Below are 18861 nucleotides of genomic sequence, written 5' to 3'. Positions count from 1 at the left end.
CTAAGGGTCATTGTGCGGATGTTGAGATCGACGGGTCCGATTCAGCGATTTTCTGGCAACCGCCACAACCGCCCGTGCGGCGCTGCACAAAAGCGCAAAAAGCTGCGGCGCTTTGCCGCAGAGTGTGCACCCGATCGGGGTTTTAACCGGCGCTGACAGCTATGACGCGACGAATTTTCAGCAAAGTGTGGCGACGCCAGCAAGAGTGAAAAAGGCGGCTTGTCAAACCTGACGGCAATTTCTAAGCTGCAGATGATCCTCTTTATCCATTTTTATAATAAATGAAATATCCATTCCAAACAGCAACCTCTGGAGTCCGCAATGAAAACACGCGCATGGGCATTACTCTGTCTGCTCTCTCTTTCTACGTCGGCGCTGGCAGAGAAGATTGGCGTCTCGATGGCTTTTTTCGACCAGAACTTCCTGACCATTATTCGCCAGTCGATTGAAAAAGAGGCGAAAGCGCGTCAGTTGGATGCGCAGTTCGAAGATGCACGCGGCGACGTCGGTCGTCAGACCGATCAGGTGCAGAGCTTTATCAGCGCCGGCGTAGACGCGATTATCGTCGATCCTGTCGACTCCGCCAGCACCCCTGCCCTGACCAGGCTGGCGCAGCAGGCTCACATTCCGCTGGTCTACGTTAACCGCACACCGGGCGATAAAACCCTGCCGCCAGGCGTGGTATTTGTCGGCTCTGACGAACGCGAGTCGGGTACGTTGCAGATGGAAGCGCTGGCGAAGCAGGCGGGTTATCGTGGCAAGGTCGCCATTATCATCGGTAACCTCAGCGATGCGGGTGCGCTGCAGCGCACCAAAGATGTGGAGCAGGTGGTGGCAAAGTATCCCGACATGAAAGTGGTGCTGAAGCAGACCGCCAACTATTCGCGTAATGAGGGCATGGATTTAATGCTCAGCTGGCTGTCGAACGGCGAAGAGATCGATATTGTCGCCGCCAACAATGACGAAATGGCGATTGGTGCGACAATGGCGATTGCGCAGGCGAAGCCGAAGAAGACCATTCTGGTGGGCGGCATTGATGCCACGCCGGATGGCCTGAAAGCCCTGGCAAGCGGCAAACTGGCCGTCACCGTGTTCCAGGATGCCGTGGGTCAGGGCAAAAAATCGGTCGAGGTGGCGCAGCAGATGATCAAAGGGGAAAAAGTCGATTCCCACCAGTGGATTCCGTTTGAACTGGTAACGCAGCAGAACATGCAGCACTACAGCAATAAAAATCCGTAATAAAAAGCGGAGCGGCAACGCTGCCGCTCCGGTTATCACTTCTCGTGCAGCAGCTTCGCCATCATCACCACATCGCGCAGCTGACCGTCGCGCAGGGCGGCCTGGCGCATCACCCCTTCACGCTCAAAGCCCAGCCGCTCATAGAGCCGCAACGCCCGTTCATTGTCGTGAAACACCTCCAGCGCCATACGCGTAATCCCCAGCCAGTTGCGGGAATAGTCGAGCGCGGTGCGGATCAGGCGCTCACCGACGCCGCGACCGGCGTAATCGGGATGCACGCCCAGCCCAAAGCTGATGCAGTGGCGGGTGCGCGGCTTGTTATCCACAAACAGCGTCAGCTCACCGGCCAGCACGCCCTCGATCTCCGCGACAAAGGCGATAAACCCCTCGGCATCCATTCTGGCGATTTTTTTCTCCCAGGTGGCGACGCTGGGAAACGGTAGCTGCAGCGTCCAGGGATAGACATCGGGATGACTGTAGAGTCGCTGATAGGCGGCGGCATCCTGCGGTTCCCGTGCCCGAATAATGATTTCCATATTTTCTCCTTTTAGCCGAACGGGGTTCATGCACTAAGCTGTAGCTCTTTACCGGACGGAAAGAGTATCGCTATGTTGTATCGCCGTTTTGAGCGTTTTATCAATATATTTCATGACGCGCCCACCGACTCGCCCCCCTCAACGGTCTGGTCGTTTTACCTCTATTATCTGCGGCAGGTCTGGCCGAGTTTCGCGGCACTGCTGGTAGTGGGACTGGCGTCAGCCCTGATTGAAGTGTCGCTGTTCAGCTATCTGAGCCGCATTATCGACATGGTCAATCACTCCACGCCCGCAAGCCTGTTTCGGGATAACTGGCCGATACTGCTGTGGATGGTGGCGGTGGCGCTGATCCTGCGGCCGATTTTTATCGCCCTGCACGACATGCTGGTGCATCAGAGCATCAGCCCGAGCATGACCAGCATGATCCGCTGGCAGAATCACAACTACGTGCTGCGCCAGAGCCTCAATTTCTTCCAGAACGATTTCGCGGGTCGCATCGCCCAGCGCATTATGCTGACCGGCAGTTCTCTGCGCGATTCCGCGGTGCAGTTGGTGGATGCCATCTGGCACGTACTGATCTACGCGGTAACCTCGCTGGTGCTGTTTGCCGGTGCCGACTGGCGGCTGATGATCCCGCTGATTATCTGGATGGTGGCCTACAGCGCCTCGCTGCGTTTCTTTGTGCCGCGCGTCAAAGCACGTTCGGTGGTCTCCTCGGAAGCACGCTCAAAGCTGATGGGCACCATTGTTGACGGCTACACCAACATCGCCACCATCAAGCTGTTCGCCCACAGCGATCTGGAACGGCAGTATGCGCGTGAGGCGATTCAGGAGCAGACCGAAAAAACCCAGAACGCCGGCCGCATGGTCACCAGCATGGATCTGACCCTGTCGGCGCTGAATGGCCTGCTGATTGTCTCGACCTCCGGGCTGGCGCTGTGGTTATGGAGCCAGTCGCTGATTAGCGTCGGGGCGATTGCGCTGGCGACAGGTCTGGTCATCCGCCTGGTGAATATGTCCGGCTGGATCATGTGGGTGGTCAACGGCATCTTCGAAAATATTGGTACGGTACAGGATGGCCTGAAAACCATCGCGCAGCCGCTGAGCGTGCAGGATGCGCCGCAGGCGAAGCAGCTTAAGGTGACGCGCGGCAACATCCGTTTTGAGGATGTGCGCTTCGATTATGGCGGTGGCCGTCAGGTGATTAACGGCTTTAACCTCGACATCAAACCTGGCGAGAAGATTGGGCTGATTGGTCCCTCGGGCGCCGGTAAATCGACGCTGGTGAACCTGCTGCTGCGCCTCTATGACCTGAACGCGGGGCGGATTGTGATCGACGATCAGGATATCGCCGCCGTGACGCAGGAGAGCCTGCGCAGCCAGATTGGCATGATCACCCAGGACACCTCGCTGCTGCACCGCTCAATCCGTGAAAACCTGCTCTATGGTCGTCCCGACGCCAGCGAAGAGGAGCTGCAGCTTGCGATTCACCGCGCCCGCGCCGATGAGTTTATCCCGCTGCTCTCTGACTCACTGGGCCGCACCGGGCTGGACGCGCATGTGGGCGAGCGCGGCGTGAAACTGTCGGGCGGTCAGCGTCAGCGTGTGGCGATAGCCCGCGTGCTGCTGAAGGATGCGCCGATTCTGATCATGGATGAGGCCACCTCGGCGCTCGACTCTGAAGTGGAAGCGGCGATTCAGGAGAGCCTGGAGTCACTGATGCAGGGTAAAACCGTTATCGCCATCGCGCACCGCCTGTCGACCATCGCGAAGATGGATCGGCTGGTGGTGCTGGATAAAGGCGGCATTGCCGAGATGGGCAGCCATCACGAGCTGCTGGCGCAAAACGGTCTCTATGCCCGGCTCTGGCAGCATCAGACCGGGGGTTTTGTCGGCGTCGATTAATCGCCGCGTCGATAGGGTAAGGCGTCGCGTGCTTCTTCCGCCCAGCCGCGCACGCCTTCCCGCTCCTGCACCAGAAAATCTGCCACGGCATCGCGCAGGCCCGGATGCAGCAGATAGTGCCAGGAGTGGGTAATCTGCGGCTCAAAGCCGCGCACCAGTTTGTGCTCGCCCTGCGCGCCTGCATCAAACCGCGTCAGCCCTTCATCAATCGCTAAATCCATCCCCTGATAGAAACAGGTTTCGAAGTGCAGCCGGTCAAACTCCGCCAGACAACCCCAGTAGCGGCCATAGAGCGTGTTGCTGTCACGCAGATAAAAGGCCATCGCCGCCGGTTGCTGCTGTAAGCGGGCGATCACCACCATAATATTCTGCGGCATCCGCTCCGCCAGCAGGCTGAAGAAGTTGCGCGTCAGGTAGGGCCGCTGGCCGCGCACCGCGTAGGTGTTGGCGTAACAGGTATAGACAAAATCCCACTGATCTTCGCGCAGCTGGTAGCCCAGGTAGCGGTCAAACTCAAAGCCGCTTTGCGCCACCTGCTCACGCTCTTTACGCAGCTGCTTGCGCTTGCGCGACATCAGCGTATCCAGGAAATCCTGAAAATCGCGGTAGCCACGGTTATGCCAGTGATACTGACAGCCGAGCCGGGAGAGCCAGTCGGGCTGATCGGCCAGCAGCTGGTTAGCCTGCGCATCGGTAAAGTTGATGTGTGCACCGCTTAAGCCGTGCTGCAACAGGCTCTCCGGCAGAGCCGACAGCAGCTGCGTCGCAGCGGATGTGTCACCCAGCAGGCGCGCGCCGCTGACCGGGCTGAAGGGAATCGCCCCCAGCCATTTCGGGTAATAGCGGATCCCGGCGCGCTGGCTGGCATCCGCCCAGGCGTGATCAAAGACATACTCGCCCTGTGAATGATATTTCTGGTAGCCCGGCAGCGCGGCGCGGGTCACGCCCTTTTCCCGCCACAGCATGTGATCAGGCTGCCAGCCCGCCTCAAACCGCACGCTGCCACTCTCTTCTAAAGTGAGCAGAAAAGCGTGGCGCAAAAACGGCTGGTCATCAGGCAACAGCGCATCCCACTCGGCGGCCGGGATCGCCGCCAGTGACGTCAGGTGAATCAGCGACATGAATTACTCCAGAGAACGTCGGGCAGAGCGTCAGTCAAGCAGGTTTTCCCCGCCAGCGAAAGGGTTAAGGCACGCAATGTGAAGGCTGCAACGCCTGGCCGCAGCTTCTATACTGCGACTTTACCCTTTCAGGACTTCGCCATGGATCGACTCGATTGTGACCGGATGTTTGTCACGGTGCTGGAAACCGGCAGCTTTTCGGCAGCGGCGTTGCGCCTCGGTACCAGCAGCAGTCAGGCTTCTAAACTGGTTTCAAAGCTGGAGCATCAGCTCGGCGTCCAGCTGTTTAAGCGCAGTACGCGCGCCCTCTCGCCCACCGACGTTGGCCGCAGCTATTACGAGCGGGTTAAAAACCTGCTCGATGCATTTGAGACGCTGGATGCCAGCGTGCGGGAAAGCGCCACCACCCCTACCGGCCGGCTGAAAATCAGCGCGCCGGGCTCCTTTGGCACGGCGGTGCTCTCTCAGGTACTGGTGGCGTTTGCCCGGCGCTATCCGCTGATTGAACTGGATGTCAGTTTTTCAGACCGGGCCGTTAACATCGTCGATGAGGGATTTGATATGGCGATCCGCATCGGTAACCTCAGCGACAGCAGTCTGGTCGCGCGTAAGCTGGGCGAAGTGCATGTTCGCATTGCTGCGTCACCGATCTATCTTGAGCAGTTCGGTACGCCACAGCACTGGCGGGAAATGGCGCAGCACCAGTGCATTATCGACACCAATTTCCGCGATCCCTGGCACTGGCCGTTTGCCGGCGATGATGGTGAGATCGTCACCGTGCCGGTCCGTGGCCGTCTGCGCTTTGCCAACACCGAAGCCTGTCTGCAGGCGGCCGTCGCCGGATTAGGTATTGCGCGTCTGCCCGGTTTCATCGCCGCTCCCGCGCTGCAACAGGGCGATGTTGTCCGGCTGCTGGATAACTTCGACACGCCGCCGCTGGGCCTGTTTGCGGTTTATCCGCCCGCCCGTCATCTGGCGCATCGCGCGCGCCTGCTCATCGACTTCCTGGTCACTCACTTTACCCGCTTCCCGCCCGCCTGATTCCGTCCATAATGGAAGAAATGATTGTCTTTACAACCGGATTATCACCTGTTTAGTCATCAGTTAAGCTGCTTCTCAAAACAGAGAGGAGTCGCGCAATGTTAGTAGAAGGTAAATGGAGTAGTGACTGGCATCCGGTGCAGGCTACCGATAAACAGGGCGGGTTTGTCCGTCAGACGTCGGGTTTCCGGGGCTTTATCAGCAGCGATGGCTCCACGGCATTCGCCGCCGAACCCGATCGCTACCACCTCTATGTGGCGCTGATCTGTCCGTGGGCGTCGCGCGCGTTAATTGCCCGCAAGCTCAAAGGGCTGGAGTCGCTGATTAGCGTGACGGTGGTTGAACCGCAGCTCGGTGCTCAGGGCTGGCGCTTTGGCAATTTACCCGGCGCACAGCAGGACCCGCTGAATAACGCGCAGTATCTGCATGAAATCTATACCCGCGTCGCGCCCGACTACACAGGCCGGGCCACCGTGCCGGTGTTGTGGGACAAAAAAACCGCCACCATCGTCAGCAACGAGTCTGCTGATATTGTGCGTATGTTTAACAGCGGCTTCGGCGATCTGGCCGATAACCGCATCGACCTTTATCCCGCCGCGCTGCGTGCGGAGATTGATGCGCTGAATGAGAGCCTCTATCCGCGTCTGAATAACGGTGTTTATCGCGCGGGTTTCGCCACCACCTCCGTCAGCTATCAGCAGGCGTTTAATGACATTTTCAGCCAGCTCGATGAACTGGAGGCGCTGCTCAGCGATGGTCGTACTTTCCTGCTGGGTGAACGGCTGACGGAAACCGACATCCGGCTGTTTGTGACCCTGATTCGCTTTGACGTCGCCTACCATGGCCTGTTCAAATGCAACCTGCGCCGGATCCGCGACTATACGCTGCTGAATCGCTATCTTAAGAGCATGTTGTCGGTCTCTGGCATACGTGAAACGGTCAACATTGACCATATCAAACAGGGTTACTACTCGATCAAGGCGCTGAACCCGAATGGCATCGTTCCGGCCGGGCCTGATCTAAGTGAATACGGTTTATAAAAGGAGCAATGATGGCAAAAGCACTGGTGATTTTTCTGCATGGCGTGGGCAGTAACGGCGACGATCTGGCACCGATTGGCCGTCACTGGGCGACGCTGTTGCCGGATGTGGTTTTTGCCTCGCCCAATGCGCCTGAACGTTTTCCCGCCGGTTTTGGCTGGCAGTGGTTCAGCCTGGCAGACGTGACGCCAGAGAACCGGCCTGGTCGGGTTCGGGCGGCACGGGCCGCGTTTGATACGACCCTCAGCGACATCGTCGCGCAGCACGGCTTTGCCGACCGCTGGCAGGATGTGGTGCTGGTGGGCTTCTCTCAGGGGTCGATCATGGCGCTGGATGCGCTGGCTTCTGGCCGTTATCCGCTGGCGGGCGTGGTCGCCTTTTCTGGTCGTCTGGCGGTTGACGGTGAACTAACCCCGCAGGCTCATGTGCCCGCGTTGCTGATCCATGGTCAGGCCGATGAAGTCATCCCATGGCAGGAGAGCGAATCTGCGGCGGCCCGGCTGCGAGCCGCGGCAGTGCCGGTCGACGCGCGCTTTGAACCCGCCACCGGCCACACCATTTCCGCTCAGGGTGCCATGCACGCCGCCGCGTTTATTGGGCAGTGCTTACAGGATTAACCCCAGCAGCGCGTTAACGCCTGCCAGGCATGGCGGGCAGCCACGTCGGGCGGCAGGCGTTTCAGCGCATCATTAAAGACTTCGATTCCCACCGGCCCCTGATAGCCCGCGCTTTTGAGCTTATCGACAAAGCGTTCAACATCGATAATGCCATCGCCGGGCAGCAGACGCTGATGCTTTGCCATCGCCATCAGGCTCTGCTTATCCTGTGCGGGAACGGCGGCCATATCACACAGCTGTACTTCATAGATGCGATCGGCAGGAATGCCGTCCAGATGGGAGGCGTCACCGCCCAGCGCGCAGATGTGGAACAGATCGATCACCAGCCCGATATTGGGCTGATCGAGTCGCTGCAATCGCTGCCACGCCAGCGGCAGCGTGTTATCTACGCTGCACCAGGCCATCGGCTCATACATAATGCGCATGTTGTAGCGCGCAGCTTCCGAGGCCATCCAGCGCAGGTCATCATCAATCTGATCGGCACAGCAATCCTCACGGGTGCTGGCCGGTGCCTGGAGGGTGTCACAGCCCAGCGCCTGGGCAATCTGTATAAACTGACGCAGCTCTTCGCGCTTCTGAGATCGCAACGCACTGGGTGCGCCGGTGAAATCACGCAGCACCTGCAGATTGGTAAAGCCAGGTCCCTGTCGTGCACTGATTTCAGCCAGTGCTGCCGCACCGCCTTCATATGCGTCGACATCCTCGCGCCAGATCTCCACCTGATCGAAACCGGCGTCACGCGCCGCCTGCAGCTTCTGGCCGGGTTCACCGTTTAACAACACCAGGTTAAGGAATGTGGGGTTGGTTCGCATTGCTCGGCTCCTTAATCGTCCGGAATAATCGGTGAGGTTCAGCGTCAGCGCCGCGCATTATCCAATCCACGGCGCACACGCCCGAAATCAGTATCCCTTAAGCGGTATGACGCGCACCGGGTCAGCCCAGCAGCGTGACCAGTGCGAAACCGGCAAACGCCATCAGCAGCGAGCCAATCACATGCACCAGCGCGCTGGCCATCGCCCAGAAATACTTCCCTGATTGTAGCAACCCCATTAACTCCGCGGTGAAAGAGGAGAAGGTCGTCAGCCCGCCGCAGAGTCCGGTGACGATCAGCAGTTTCCAGATCGGGTCAATGTCGGGATGGCGAACAAACCAGGCCATCGCCCCGCCGATTACCAGACCGCCGATCAGATTCACCAGCAGCGTGCCGGGCGGCAGGTTGGGAAAGAGTGCATTAAAACGCATCGCGAACAGCCAGCGCAGTACGCAGCCGGCAGAGCCGCCGATCATCACAGCCAGTAACGGTTTAAACATGTCTTGCTCCTGATTACAGAGTAATGCGGGGCTGGGGAGAGAGGCAGAGATAAACTGCGCCTGACACCTCAGCTCCCGCGAAAGGATTGAGTGTCAGGCGTCATCAGCCGGTGTTAAGCCCACCGGCGGTTGGGAAAGGTGGCACGCCATCACCTTGAGCCGGTGATAATACGACGCCCGTTTCAGGCTGGCAATAGTGCGCGCAGGGCGGCTGAATCACTTGACGATGTTGCTATTGCCGGGGTAATGCTGAAGGTTTACAGCCTGTTGCGGAGAGCCTATGCGTACCCTGATTTTTGATACTGATATCGGCGTGGATGACGCCTTTGCGCTGGCTTATGCGGCGCGGACGCAGCATCTGCTGGGGATTACCACCGTATCTGGCAACGTGGCGGTGGGTCAGGCGGTGAAAAATGCCCGTCTATTCTGCGACAAAATGGCGATCAGCGCGGCGGTCTATCGCGGCTGTTCACGGCCGCTGGCGCTGGCCGCCTCTGCGCCCGCCAGGCTGCACGGTGAAGATGGGCTGGGCGATGCGTTTGATAATGCTTTTAGCGATCAGGCACCGGGCGCGGTGCAGTTTATTATCGACAGCGTGCGGGCGCAGCCGCATCAGATCACCCTGGTGGCGATTGGCCCACTGACCAATATCGCCACGGCCATTAATCAGGCACCGGATATTATTCCGCTGGTGAAAGAGCTGGTGATTATGGGCGGTGCGTTTGGCACCGACGGCCACAGCGGCAACGTGACGCCCTTCAGTGAATTCAATATCTGGAAAGATCCGCACGCCGCCGATCAGGTACTCGCCTCGGCGCTGAACGTGGTGGTGATCCCGCTGGATGTCACGCACAAAGTGCTGATCAGCGGCGATGAGGTGCAGCGTCTGAATCAGCCGGTGCTGAGCGCTATCTGTCGCCCTTACCTGGCTTACAGTCTGGAGAAAGAGGGATTCGAGGGTATGGCGCTGCACGACACCCTGGCGGTGGCGTGGCTGACGCTGCCACAGGCCTTTACGCTTACTGAAAGCCCGCTGCGGGTGATCACAGAGGGCATCGCCTGCGGTCAGACGGTGCGTAAACTGAGCGCGCTCGCATCACGAGCCGATCCGTTTGCCGGTCTGCCCGCCCAGCGTATTGCGCTCGGCGTGGATGCCGACGCGGTGCGGGCGCACTTCTTTGAGACCCTCACCGCGCCCTGAATCCGGTTACCGATCGAAGTGAATGACGCCTTTGATCAGTTCGCGGTTGTTGATGACCTGCGCCTCAAAGGTTTCATCCAGCGTGGAGAAAGCCAGATGGTGATTCAGCATCATGTCGGCGCGCAGCTGGCCGCTGGCCATTAACGCACGCACCCGATCAAAATCTTCGCGGGTGGCGTTGCGGCTGCCCATCAGCGTGGCCTCTTTTTTATGGAATTCACTGTCCGGGATGACCAGATCGCCTTTGTGCAGACCGACATAGACAATCGTGCCGCCGTGCCGCATCAGGTTGACCGCATTGTTCATCGCCGCCGGGCTGCCGGTGGCGTCGATCACTTTCAGCGCCAGACGGCTACCAAACTGCTCGCGCAACGCACTATCGAAGGCCTCATCAGCCGGATTCAGTGTCGCCAGCCCGAGCTGGTCCGCAACATGCTGGCGACGGAATTCGCTGGTATCCGCCACCACCACCTGCGCGCCGCTGGCGGCGGCAATGGCGGCGACACCCAGCCCAATCGGTCCGGCGCCCACCACCAGCACCTGCTCATCCGCCACAATACCGGCACGCCGCACCGCATGGGCACTGATGGCAAACGGCTCAATCAGCGCGGCCGCTTCCGGTGCCACCTCATCCACCGCCAGCAGGGTGCTGACCGGCACGCTCAGGTAGTCACAGAAACCGCCATCCTGATGCACACCAATGACTGAGATCTGCTCACAGCAGTTGGTCTTGCCGCTCTGGCAGGCGTCGCACTGCAGGCAGGAGATGTAGGGCATGAGCGCCACCCGCTGGCCGGGCTGAAAGCCTTCCGCGCCACTGCCCAGCGCCATTACTTCAGCACAGATTTCATGGCCCAGCACCCGTGGATAACTGAAGAACGGCTGATTGCCGGACCAGGCGTGAATGTCAGTGCCGCAGATCCCGGCAGTCAGTATTTTTATCAGCGCCTCGCCAGCGGCAGGCATTGGGGTGTCGCGAGTGGCCCAAACCATCTTACGTGGTTCAGCGATGACCAGTGCTTTCATTGTTGTCATGGTGATTCTCCGGTTGTCCTGCTGGCAGTTATGGCGAATCCTGCTTGCGGCGCGGCGTTCGTTTGCGGGAAGTGTGAAGTACGGCGATTTTTTTGGGCTTTGACTGGTTTTTAATGCATAAAAAACCGGAGAGTGAGATGAGTCGCAGCCAGAATTTGCGTCAGAATGTGATCAACCAGATGCTGGAGAGCATTGCTCAGCGTCATATCTGTTCACCATTGCCGCCACAGGCCGCGCTGGCGGAGATGTTCAACATCAGCCGCACCACGGTGCGCCATACCCTGCACTATCTGCACCAGTGCGGCGTGCTGGATAAAGTCGATCAGACTTACGTTATCGTACGCGAACCTCGCGATGATGACGGCTTTAGCGCATTAACGCCGCCGATTGAGCAGCAGGCCAGCCACTTCGAGCAGGTGTTTTTTAATATGATTAATCAGCGGCAGCTGGTGCCGGGCGACACCTTCAGCGAGCTGCAACTGGCGCAGCAGGTGAAGGTCAGTCCGGTAGTGGTACGCGAGTTTCTGCTGCGCTTTATGCGCTATGACCTGCTGGAGCCGGTGAAACGCGGTCAGTGGCGGATGAAGAAGTTCACGCAGGATTACGCCGAGAAGCTGTTTGAACTGCGCGAGATGCTGGAAACCCACGCCCTGAGCCGCTTCCTTAATCTGCCCGCCAGCGATGAACGCTGGGTGCAGGCGCGGGATCTGCTGGATCGTCACCGATCAATGCGCGACACCATTGCCAGCAACTATCGTCATTTTGCTGCGCTGGACCGCCAGATGCATTCGCTGATTTTATCCGCCGCTAACAACCCGTTTTTCAATCAGTCGCTGGAGATTATCTCGGTGATCTTTCACTCGCATTATCAGTGGGATGAGAGCGATCTCAAGCAGCGAAATATTGTGGCGCTGGAGGAGCATATGGCGATTCTCACCGCGCTGATTGGCCGTCAGGATATCGATGCGCTCTGTGCCTTGCATAACCATCTGGCGACCGCCAAAACCTCAATGGTGCGCTCAATCAGTCAGTACAATTAAAAACCGATTAAAAACCACAAAGCATTATCTCCCGCACGCTTCAGAAACATCTTTGCAACATCCTTAACCCTTTGCTCTTAGTCTCGACTGCAACGTCACGGCGGCCTTTTGCCGCTGCGCGCAGACCCCTTCTCACCATAACGATAAGTACCCAGTTTCGGGAGAGTGCAATGGAAAAGACTTCAGTAACCGGCCGCGACAGCGTGACCGGCGACACGCCACCAGGCCAGGACTTTGTGCCGATGCGCAGCGATGTGGTGCGTTCACCGCGCATCCGTAAGGTGCAGATCACGGCGATGCTGCTGCTGCTGTTCGCCGCCATCATCAACTATCTGGATCGCAGCTCGCTGTCGGTAGCGAATATGACCATACGCGAGGAGATGGGGCTGAGCGCCACCGAAATCGGCCTCCTGCTCTCTGCATTTTCACTGGCGTATGGTCTGGCGCAGCTGCCGTGCGGTGCGCTGCTGGATCGTAAAGGCCCGCGCATTATGCTCGGTATCGGCATGTTCATCTGGTCGCTGTTCCAGGCGGCTTCTGGTCTGGTGCATAACTTCACCCAGTTTGTACTGGTGCGCATCGGCCTCGGCATTGGCGAAGCGCCGATGAACCCGTGCGGCGTAAAAGTGATCAACGACTGGTTCAACATTAAAGATCGCGGCATGCCGATGGGGATGTTCAATGCGGCGTCGATGATTGGGCTGTCAGTGGCCCCGCCGATTCTGGCGGCGATGATGCTGGTGATGGGCTGGCGTGGCATGTTTGTCACCATCGGTATCCTCGGCATGTTCCTCGCGATCGGCTGGTATATGATTTATCGCGACCGCGATAACAACACCCTGAGCGCCGAAGAGATCCACTATCTGCAGGCGGGCAGCGTCGCCTCGCGTAAAGAGCCAATCAGCTTCAGAGAGTGGCGCGGCCTGTTTAAGCAGCGCACCATGTGGGGCATGATGATTGGCTTCAGCGGCATCAACTACACTGCGTGGCTCTACATCGCCTGGCTGCCGGGCTACCTGCAGTCGACCTATCATCTCGACCTGAAAAGTACCGGCCTGCTGGCGGCGATTCCGTTCCTGTTTGGTGCGGCGGGCATGCTGCTGAATGGCTACGTGGTTGATTCACTGGTGCGTCGCGGCTTTAACGCGGTAAAAACCCGCAAAGTCTGCATCGTCAGCGGGATGCTGCTGTCCGCCGGGTTTACCGCGGTGGTGACCCGCGCGACCGACACGACCAGCGCTGTGACGCTGATCGGGATGGCGCTGTTCTGCATTCACTTTGCCGGAACGTCGTGCTGGGGGCTTATCCACGCCAACGTCACCGCCCGCATGACCGCCTCGGTCGGCAGCATCCAGAACTTCGCCAGCTTTATCTTCGCCTCGTTCGCGCCCGTCATCACCGGCTGGGTGCTCGACACCACCAAATCGTTCAGCCTGGCGCTGATGATTTGCGCCTGTGTGACGCTGGTTGGCGCACTCGCCTACCTGCTGCTGGTGCGCCAGCCAATTACCGACGGCGAATAATCACAACTGACGGCGGCTACGTCAGCGCCGTCAGGGTGACGCCATATTTCGCACCGTAACGTTTAATGCCCGTCATCACCTTCTCTGTACTCAGAGGAGGTGGCGGTGGCAACAGCGGTGCCCGTTCACGCAGTGCCGAGTCGAAGCGGGCAAACGTCGCAAAGTCACGCGGGAAACGCGCTTCATCCACCCCGATCAATACCCCCTCATCACGCGCATAAGAGAGCAGCGCCCGCCAGCGATCAATCTCCGCCAGCCCGATACTGTCGGTGCCGTGAGAAAAGAGCATCATGTCAATGTTGCGGAACGGCGGCTGTTTTTCCAGGAAGCGCTGCAGCGCTGCAGCGGACGGTTCGGTGCAGAATACCAGCCAGAACGGTATTGCCTGCTGCTGCTGGGTACACCAGGGATCCATTAACAGGAAGCTGTCCACCGTCAGCCGGGTCGGTAAAATGCCCGCTGCCAGATACCAGTCGCGATAAATCTCCGCCACCACATAACTCATCGCTTCCGGGTCTTCGTAACGAATCTCCATCAGTTTCCAGTTCTGCGCCGCCGCCAGTTTTTTCAGCGGGGAAATCAGATAACCATCCAGGCCCCACTCCGCTTCCGGTACGTGGTCGGTGATGTCAGGCGGCGTCCAGCGCTCACGATCAATGCCGTAACTCGCCAGATATTCCGCTACCCGCGGGCCACCCTGTAAATACTCTTTTTCGGTTGCGCCACCAAGTGCGCCAAACTGGAAAAACGAGCGATCGCTGGTGCGAGTCACCGGCCACTGGCGGGTGCAGTGGTTGATAAACAGCGTTGAACCCGCGGGCAGGCTCCCCATCAGAAACTCATTAAAAGCCAGCGGCAATTCGCGCAGTTTCAGCCGGAAATAGCGCATCTGGTCGAGCATCAGGCGATCCTGATTCGGGTCATGCATATGGTGCACCGCCAGCCTCGGCCAGGCGGCCAGCAGGGCTGCGGCTATCTCTTTGCCCTGCTCAAAGCTCGCCATCGCATCATCGGGATCGCTGTTAGTCGCCCGCACCGGACAGAGAAAGGTCTGCGGCAGCCAGGGCACGCCCATCGCCGATGCCAGGTGCACCAGCGCACCGTTTGACGAGCCAATAAACGCCGCCGGATAGTCCTGCTGCGGGTACTCGCTGACCATCCATTCTGCGATGCCTTCCACATCCAGCTCGCCCGCCTGACGCAGGCTGATGCCCTCTGCCATGCCGCCCAGCGCATAGCCCCACTCGCGCAGCCCGGTCGGCAGACGGTTCAGTGAGGGTAGCAGCCGGTCGAGCGTCGGAGACTGGCTCGGGCTGGCAAAGGGTCGATCGTGGAGCGCATTGGCCAGCGCCAGCAGCATGGCAGCTGCCGAGTCAAAACGGGCGATGCCCTTGGGCGGTTTATTCATGCTGATTCTCCTGCTGAATACGCGCCAGGAAGGGGCGAATGGCGTTGCAGAAACTCCACGGATAGACGTAGTGCAGCGTATGGGTGCCGTCGCGCAGCGTCAGGCGTTCGCTGTGTGGCATCAGGGCAGCAAGCTCATCCAGCCAGCGCGCCCGACAGATGGGATCGCGCGAGCCGCGCAGCAGCAGCGTCGGCGCAGTGATGTAAGTCAGACGATGTTCGATGCGATCGCGCATCATGGCGCGCATCGTGCCAAAGGCGCGCCATAGCCCCGCTTTAGCGTAATCGATACGGGCCAGCGGCCCCGGCGGACGACGCGACTCCAGTCGGCCATTACACCAGTTGCGCCACAACTGACGCGGCAGGCTGCGGGCATGACGATCGACCGTCGGCCCCTGCAACACCAGCCCCGCCACTGCCTGCGGGTATTTCACCGCCAGTGCCGCCAGAATCTGACACCCAAACGAGTTCCCGACCCAGATAGCACGCTGAAACCCGTTGTGCTGTAGCCAGAGCCAGAGCGCCTCAGCCTGCTCATCCACGGACATGATCGGCGCAGAAGCAGGCAGCGCACTGGCCCCAAAACCGGGCAGATCCGGCACCAGCACGTGATAGTCGCGGCCCAGCGCCAGCGCCAGCGGTTCCATCGCCCGGCCCGACATTACCAGACCGTGAACCAGTACCACCGGCAGCCCCCTATCTTCATTGGGCGTGACGCGGGTAAACATACGCCAGTCGCCTACCTGCTGAAAATAACCCGCCAGCCCGGCGTGATGACTGCGCGGCGACACTGGCGGTGTCTGCTTCAGCTGCTGCCAGCGTTTCATACCCCAAAGCGTAGCCGCCACACCTAATCCCACGCCTGCCACAATCGCTGCCTGTTTTCGTTGATGCTTCTGGATCATCCGCTGCTCCTGATTTGGGGAGAATAATTCAGTGTAGGACGGGATCGGGCAGCAGGCGGGTTATCCGCGTGATGGTGTGAAATAAGTATGGGGTTTCGCATAAGAAGAAGCTGGCATTGCGGGTGATAAACTCTGGCGGGAGATATGTCTGGTGTAAGCGGGAAGGCAATGACTGAAACACCCGAGGAGTATCGCTTTACATTCGATGCCCGATATCCAGCGTTAGCAAAAGAAATGGATTACTTGCTGGCAATCAGTAATACGCCTCAGTGGAACATCGCTGATTTCAAAAGGCGCGTGATGGCTTTGCCCGATGGTTTAACCTGACATTTCATAACGGGCAGGGCTTATGAAGAGAGGATTAACATCGAGGTGGACGGACGAATAAATACGTAGCAGGTCAGCAGACCAGAATTAATGCGAAAGATAATACGAATTTCAGGCAATAAAAAACCCGCACTGAGCGGGTTTATTTTATTATCAGCAGAGCTTATCTGCTCAGACTTATGTCTTCATCGCTATTGTAAGCGTCGCTGATAATGAGCGCGGCTTACTGCGCTGTGACGTTGCCGGCTGCAGGGCCTTTGGCGCCATTTTCAATGGTGAAGGAGACTTTCTGACCTTCATCAAGCGTTTTGTAGTTATCACCCTGGATAGCAGAGAAATGCACGAATACATCTTTGCTGCCATCATCGGGAGTGATAAAGCCAAAACCTTTATCTGAATTAAACCATTTTACTAAACCAGTCATTTTGTCAGACATAGATATTTCCTTAATCGATTAGCCACTAAGAGCGGCGAAGATGGCCTGTAGTTAGAGATTTACTTATTGGGCACTTAGGAGGAGGCTCTCGAAGAAGGATATCTGTGGATAACACTTGAACTGAGGACTACTTTACTAAAACTGCTTTCATAAGGTCTGTGTTCCAAACCGATGACGCATTAAGACATAGCGATAATAATTTAGCAATGTATAAGTTTATTTATTTTAACCATTTAAACGCTCAGATGGCTGAATGGCCGTTATATTTTGACTACTCAGGAAGTGCTTCAGGCCCCGCTGTGTGCGAAGAGGAGCAGGCAAATCCTGTCATAATGACGGTGCCGATTTAACGTTGATGCTTAACAATAAAACAGAGCCAGTAATGTTACATCGCCTAAAAATTTCCGCACGGCCAGCGAAAGGGTTTTCTCGCCCTGCTTATCTGTGAGCGTTACCTGCTGCATGTCGTACGCCCGGCTCTTCGGTATCTTTCATCCTGATACCGGTCAGTATCCGGACGGCCCGCCCGCCCTCACCCTGCATCTGAAATGCTGGAGGTTTGTCACCCGCCTCCATTCTGGTGCAGAAGCAGCCTGCCGCGATGAGCGAGAAGCGGGCTAAACCCTATCTGTCCGCCCATTTTGAGCATGCTGACTGTCTCAGTGACCGTGAACGGTCAATCCTACGAGCCGGATAACAACAGGACGGACAACCAGTATGCAAAAGAAAGCGGCTGGCATGGCGACCTGGTAAGCATTCATCACATTTGTCATGTAATGAGGTCCCATTCCGAATTCGGCTAACGTGATAACCAGACTCATCAGGAACGCCATGATGATCGCCATGTAAAACGCAAATATGTAAGGTGCCGTGCGCACCGGCAAACGGGTTCGTAAGGTTTTTTTTGTTGCAGCATCAGTCATCTGAATATCCTGTTTAACAAAAGTAGAGAAGACTGCGGCTAACTTAACAAGCTTATGCGGGGGGGTGTAGAGCGGTTATGCTTTAATCGTTATTAAGTAAAATTGACGAATTAACCGTTGAGGATATGATGGACATTTTAGGGCTGATTAGCACTTTTATCCGCGTGGTGGAAAACGGCAGTATTGCAGCGGCGGCACGCGTTAAAGGTATGAGTCCGGCAGCAGTCAGCCAGAGTCTTTCCCGTCTTGAAGCGCATCTGGGCGTGCGACTGCTATCGCGTACCACCCGCAGCATGACCTTAACGGAAAACGGTAAACGCTATTTCGAGAAAGTCCGTCACATCCCACATGATATCGAACTCGCCTCTCAGGCTGCAGCGAATGAAACCAAACCGCAGGGGCCACTTTGTATCGCTACGACAGCCGCGTTTGGTCGGTACGTTCTGGCTCCCCTTATGCCCGCTTTCAAAGCGTCTTTCCCCGATATAGATATTGAACTGATCAGTACCGATCGCAACGTCGATCATCGCCTGGAAGGCGTCGATGTCAGTATCCGCATCGAAGCACAGTTGAATGATCAACTCATCGCCAGAAAAATCGCATCGCTACCCTTTATATTCTGTGCGGCTCCCGCTTACCTTGATCGCGCTGGCACGCCTCAGACGCCTGGAGAACTTAGCCAGCACGCCTGCCTGGTTTTCCGCTATCCCACCGACAGACGGTTTCTGCCATGGACGTTCATGGTCAACGGACAGCCTGTCAATGCAAAACCTAACCCCAGTTTTATCAGCGATGATATTGATATTATTGCTAAAATAGCCATAAACGGCGGCGGCATTGCCCGTCTGGCAAGCTTTGTTGCTCAGCCGCTGATAGACAGCGGTCTGCTAAGGCCTTTGTCCTGGTCAGGTCACAGTGGCGAGAGCACCATTGAGTCCCTGCCCATGAATATCTATGCCTGTGTCACCGAACGTTCGGCACTCAATTCGAAAGTACGGACATTTATTGAATTTGTGGCCGATGCGATTTAAGACAGGCGCGTTTTTGCCGGGCGAAAATTGACGCATTTTTCTGCTTATCCACCCGCAAAAGTCACTCACCGCTGCCGGATAGCGCACTGGGTTTGTGGTTAGCAGACCGTTTCAGGCGGGCATTCAGCTTCATTCCGGGGGCTTCTGATTCCATTGAACGTGAAGGCTTTCCCATTGCGCGCAGATTGATGGGGATTTCAGCAGGTACGTCACCGCCAGTTAC

The 18861-nt window shown here is 57.7% G+C and carries 19 protein-coding genes and 1 riboswitch; of the genes, 10 read left to right on the top strand and 9 right to left on the bottom strand.

Annotated elements, in window-relative coordinates; genetic code table 11:
- The first annotated feature begins 321 nt into the window (after nt 1-321).
- A complete protein-coding gene (locus K6R05_RS01220; protein ID WP_161734080.1) occupies nt 322-1239 on the top strand; it encodes a sugar ABC transporter substrate-binding protein in 918 nt (305 codons plus the stop codon).
- Nucleotides 1240-1274: 35 nt separating this feature from the next.
- Here the strand turns inward: K6R05_RS01220 and K6R05_RS01215 are convergent, their stop codons facing one another.
- Entirely contained in the window at nt 1275-1775 is a 501-nt protein-coding gene (locus K6R05_RS01215) for a GNAT family N-acetyltransferase (protein WP_161734078.1), read from the bottom strand.
- Between the two features lie 72 nt (nt 1776-1847).
- Here K6R05_RS01215 and K6R05_RS01210 point away from each other — a divergent pair, with 72 nt between their 5' ends.
- Nucleotides 1848-3680 (top strand): ABC transporter ATP-binding protein, encoded by a 1833-nt coding sequence (locus tag K6R05_RS01210; RefSeq protein WP_161734076.1) that lies wholly within the window; start codon nt 1848-1850, stop codon nt 3678-3680.
- Here the strand turns inward: K6R05_RS01210 and K6R05_RS01205 are convergent.
- Nucleotides 3677-4801 (bottom strand): GNAT family N-acetyltransferase, encoded by a 1125-nt coding sequence (locus K6R05_RS01205; protein WP_222924864.1) that lies wholly within the window; start codon nt 4799-4801, stop codon nt 3677-3679. The two genes, K6R05_RS01210 and K6R05_RS01205, sit on opposite strands and share 4 nt — an antisense overlap.
- A gap of 141 nt (nt 4802-4942) precedes the next feature.
- Between K6R05_RS01205 and K6R05_RS01200 the strand changes: the two genes are divergently transcribed.
- The 3 genes from K6R05_RS01200 to K6R05_RS01190 all read left to right on the top strand — a co-directional run bounded on the left by K6R05_RS01200 (nt 4943) and on the right by K6R05_RS01190 (nt 7499).
- Nucleotides 4943-5842 (top strand): LysR family transcriptional regulator, encoded by a 900-nt coding sequence (locus K6R05_RS01200; RefSeq protein WP_161734072.1) that lies wholly within the window; start codon nt 4943-4945, stop codon nt 5840-5842.
- 98 nt (nt 5843-5940) lie between these two features.
- Nucleotides 5941-6882, top strand: coding sequence for a glutathione S-transferase family protein (locus tag K6R05_RS01195; protein WP_161734070.1), 942 nt, complete (start codon nt 5941-5943; stop codon nt 6880-6882).
- Between the two features lie 11 nt (nt 6883-6893).
- Nucleotides 6894-7499: an alpha/beta hydrolase gene (locus K6R05_RS01190; protein ID WP_161734149.1), complete on the top strand. Its 606-nt coding sequence runs from the start codon at nt 6894-6896 to the stop codon at nt 7497-7499.
- On the opposite strand, the gene K6R05_RS01185 is transcribed toward K6R05_RS01190, so the two are convergent.
- Both K6R05_RS01185 and crcB read right to left on the bottom strand, forming a co-directional pair.
- A complete protein-coding gene (locus K6R05_RS01185) occupies nt 7496-8311 on the bottom strand; it encodes a sugar phosphate isomerase/epimerase family protein (protein ID WP_161734068.1) in 816 nt (271 codons plus the stop codon). The genes K6R05_RS01190 and K6R05_RS01185 overlap by 4 nt on opposite strands.
- Nucleotides 8312-8432: 121 nt before the next feature.
- Entirely contained in the window at nt 8433-8810 is a 378-nt protein-coding gene (gene crcB / locus K6R05_RS01180; RefSeq protein WP_150011351.1) for a fluoride efflux transporter CrcB, read from the bottom strand.
- Nucleotides 8811-8897: 87 nt separating this feature from the next.
- Nucleotides 8898-8973: riboswitch (Fluoride riboswitch) on the bottom strand.
- Between the two features lie 117 nt (nt 8974-9090).
- Here crcB and K6R05_RS01175 point away from each other — a divergent pair.
- Nucleotides 9091-10011 (top strand): nucleoside hydrolase, encoded by a 921-nt coding sequence (locus K6R05_RS01175; protein WP_222924863.1) that lies wholly within the window; start codon nt 9091-9093, stop codon nt 10009-10011.
- Between the two features lie 6 nt (nt 10012-10017).
- Here the strand turns inward: K6R05_RS01175 and K6R05_RS01170 are convergent, their stop codons facing one another.
- On the bottom strand, nt 10018-11046 hold the full coding sequence (locus tag K6R05_RS01170; RefSeq protein ID WP_222924862.1) for a zinc-binding alcohol dehydrogenase family protein: 1029 nt from the start codon (nt 11044-11046) through the stop codon (nt 10018-10020).
- Between the two features lie 137 nt (nt 11047-11183).
- Here K6R05_RS01170 and K6R05_RS01165 point away from each other — a divergent pair, with 137 nt between their 5' ends.
- Nucleotides 11184-12086: a GntR family transcriptional regulator gene (locus tag K6R05_RS01165; RefSeq protein WP_222924861.1), complete on the top strand. Its 903-nt coding sequence runs from the start codon at nt 11184-11186 to the stop codon at nt 12084-12086.
- Between the two features lie 170 nt (nt 12087-12256).
- The gene (locus K6R05_RS01160) at nt 12257-13609 is read left to right on the top strand and encodes an MFS transporter (protein WP_222924860.1); all 1353 of its coding nucleotides are present in this window, start codon (nt 12257-12259) and stop codon (nt 13607-13609) included.
- 16 nt (nt 13610-13625) lie between these two features.
- Here the strand turns inward: K6R05_RS01160 and K6R05_RS01155 are convergent, their stop codons facing one another.
- Nucleotides 13626-15017: a hypothetical protein gene (locus K6R05_RS01155; RefSeq protein ID WP_222924859.1), complete on the bottom strand. Its 1392-nt coding sequence runs from the start codon at nt 15015-15017 to the stop codon at nt 13626-13628.
- Complete coding sequence (locus K6R05_RS01150) at nt 15010-15921, bottom strand: alpha/beta fold hydrolase (protein WP_222924858.1); 912 nt, start codon at nt 15919-15921, stop codon at nt 15010-15012. Before K6R05_RS01150 ends, K6R05_RS01155 begins: the two co-directional genes overlap by 8 nt.
- Nucleotides 15922-16089: 168 nt before the next feature.
- Here K6R05_RS01150 and K6R05_RS01145 point away from each other — a divergent pair, with 168 nt between their 5' ends.
- Nucleotides 16090-16248, top strand: a complete 159-nt coding sequence (locus tag K6R05_RS01145; protein ID WP_222924857.1) for a hypothetical protein — start codon at nt 16090-16092, stop codon at nt 16246-16248.
- Between the two features lie 223 nt (nt 16249-16471).
- On the opposite strand, the gene cspE is transcribed toward K6R05_RS01145, so the two are convergent.
- Nucleotides 16472-16684: a transcription antiterminator/RNA stability regulator CspE gene (gene cspE, locus K6R05_RS01140; protein WP_161734054.1), complete on the bottom strand. Its 213-nt coding sequence runs from the start codon at nt 16682-16684 to the stop codon at nt 16472-16474.
- A gap of 659 nt (nt 16685-17343) precedes the next feature.
- Nucleotides 17344-17607 carry a DUF2798 domain-containing protein gene (locus tag K6R05_RS01135; protein ID WP_161736900.1) on the bottom strand — a complete coding sequence of 88 codons (264 nt, stop codon included), beginning with the start codon at nt 17605-17607 and terminating at the stop codon, nt 17344-17346.
- Nucleotides 17608-17735: 128 nt separating this feature from the next.
- Between K6R05_RS01135 and K6R05_RS01130 the strand changes: the two genes are divergently transcribed.
- Nucleotides 17736-18638 carry a LysR family transcriptional regulator gene (locus K6R05_RS01130; RefSeq protein ID WP_161736901.1) on the top strand — a complete coding sequence of 301 codons (903 nt, stop codon included), beginning with the start codon at nt 17736-17738 and terminating at the stop codon, nt 18636-18638.
- Nucleotides 18639-18861 lie beyond the last annotated feature (223 nt).

The organism is Pantoea alfalfae (assembly GCF_019880205.1).
Taxonomy (GTDB): domain Bacteria; phylum Pseudomonadota; class Gammaproteobacteria; order Enterobacterales; family Enterobacteriaceae; genus Pantoea; species Pantoea alfalfae.
This window is presented reverse-complemented; position numbering and strand designations above follow the sequence as displayed.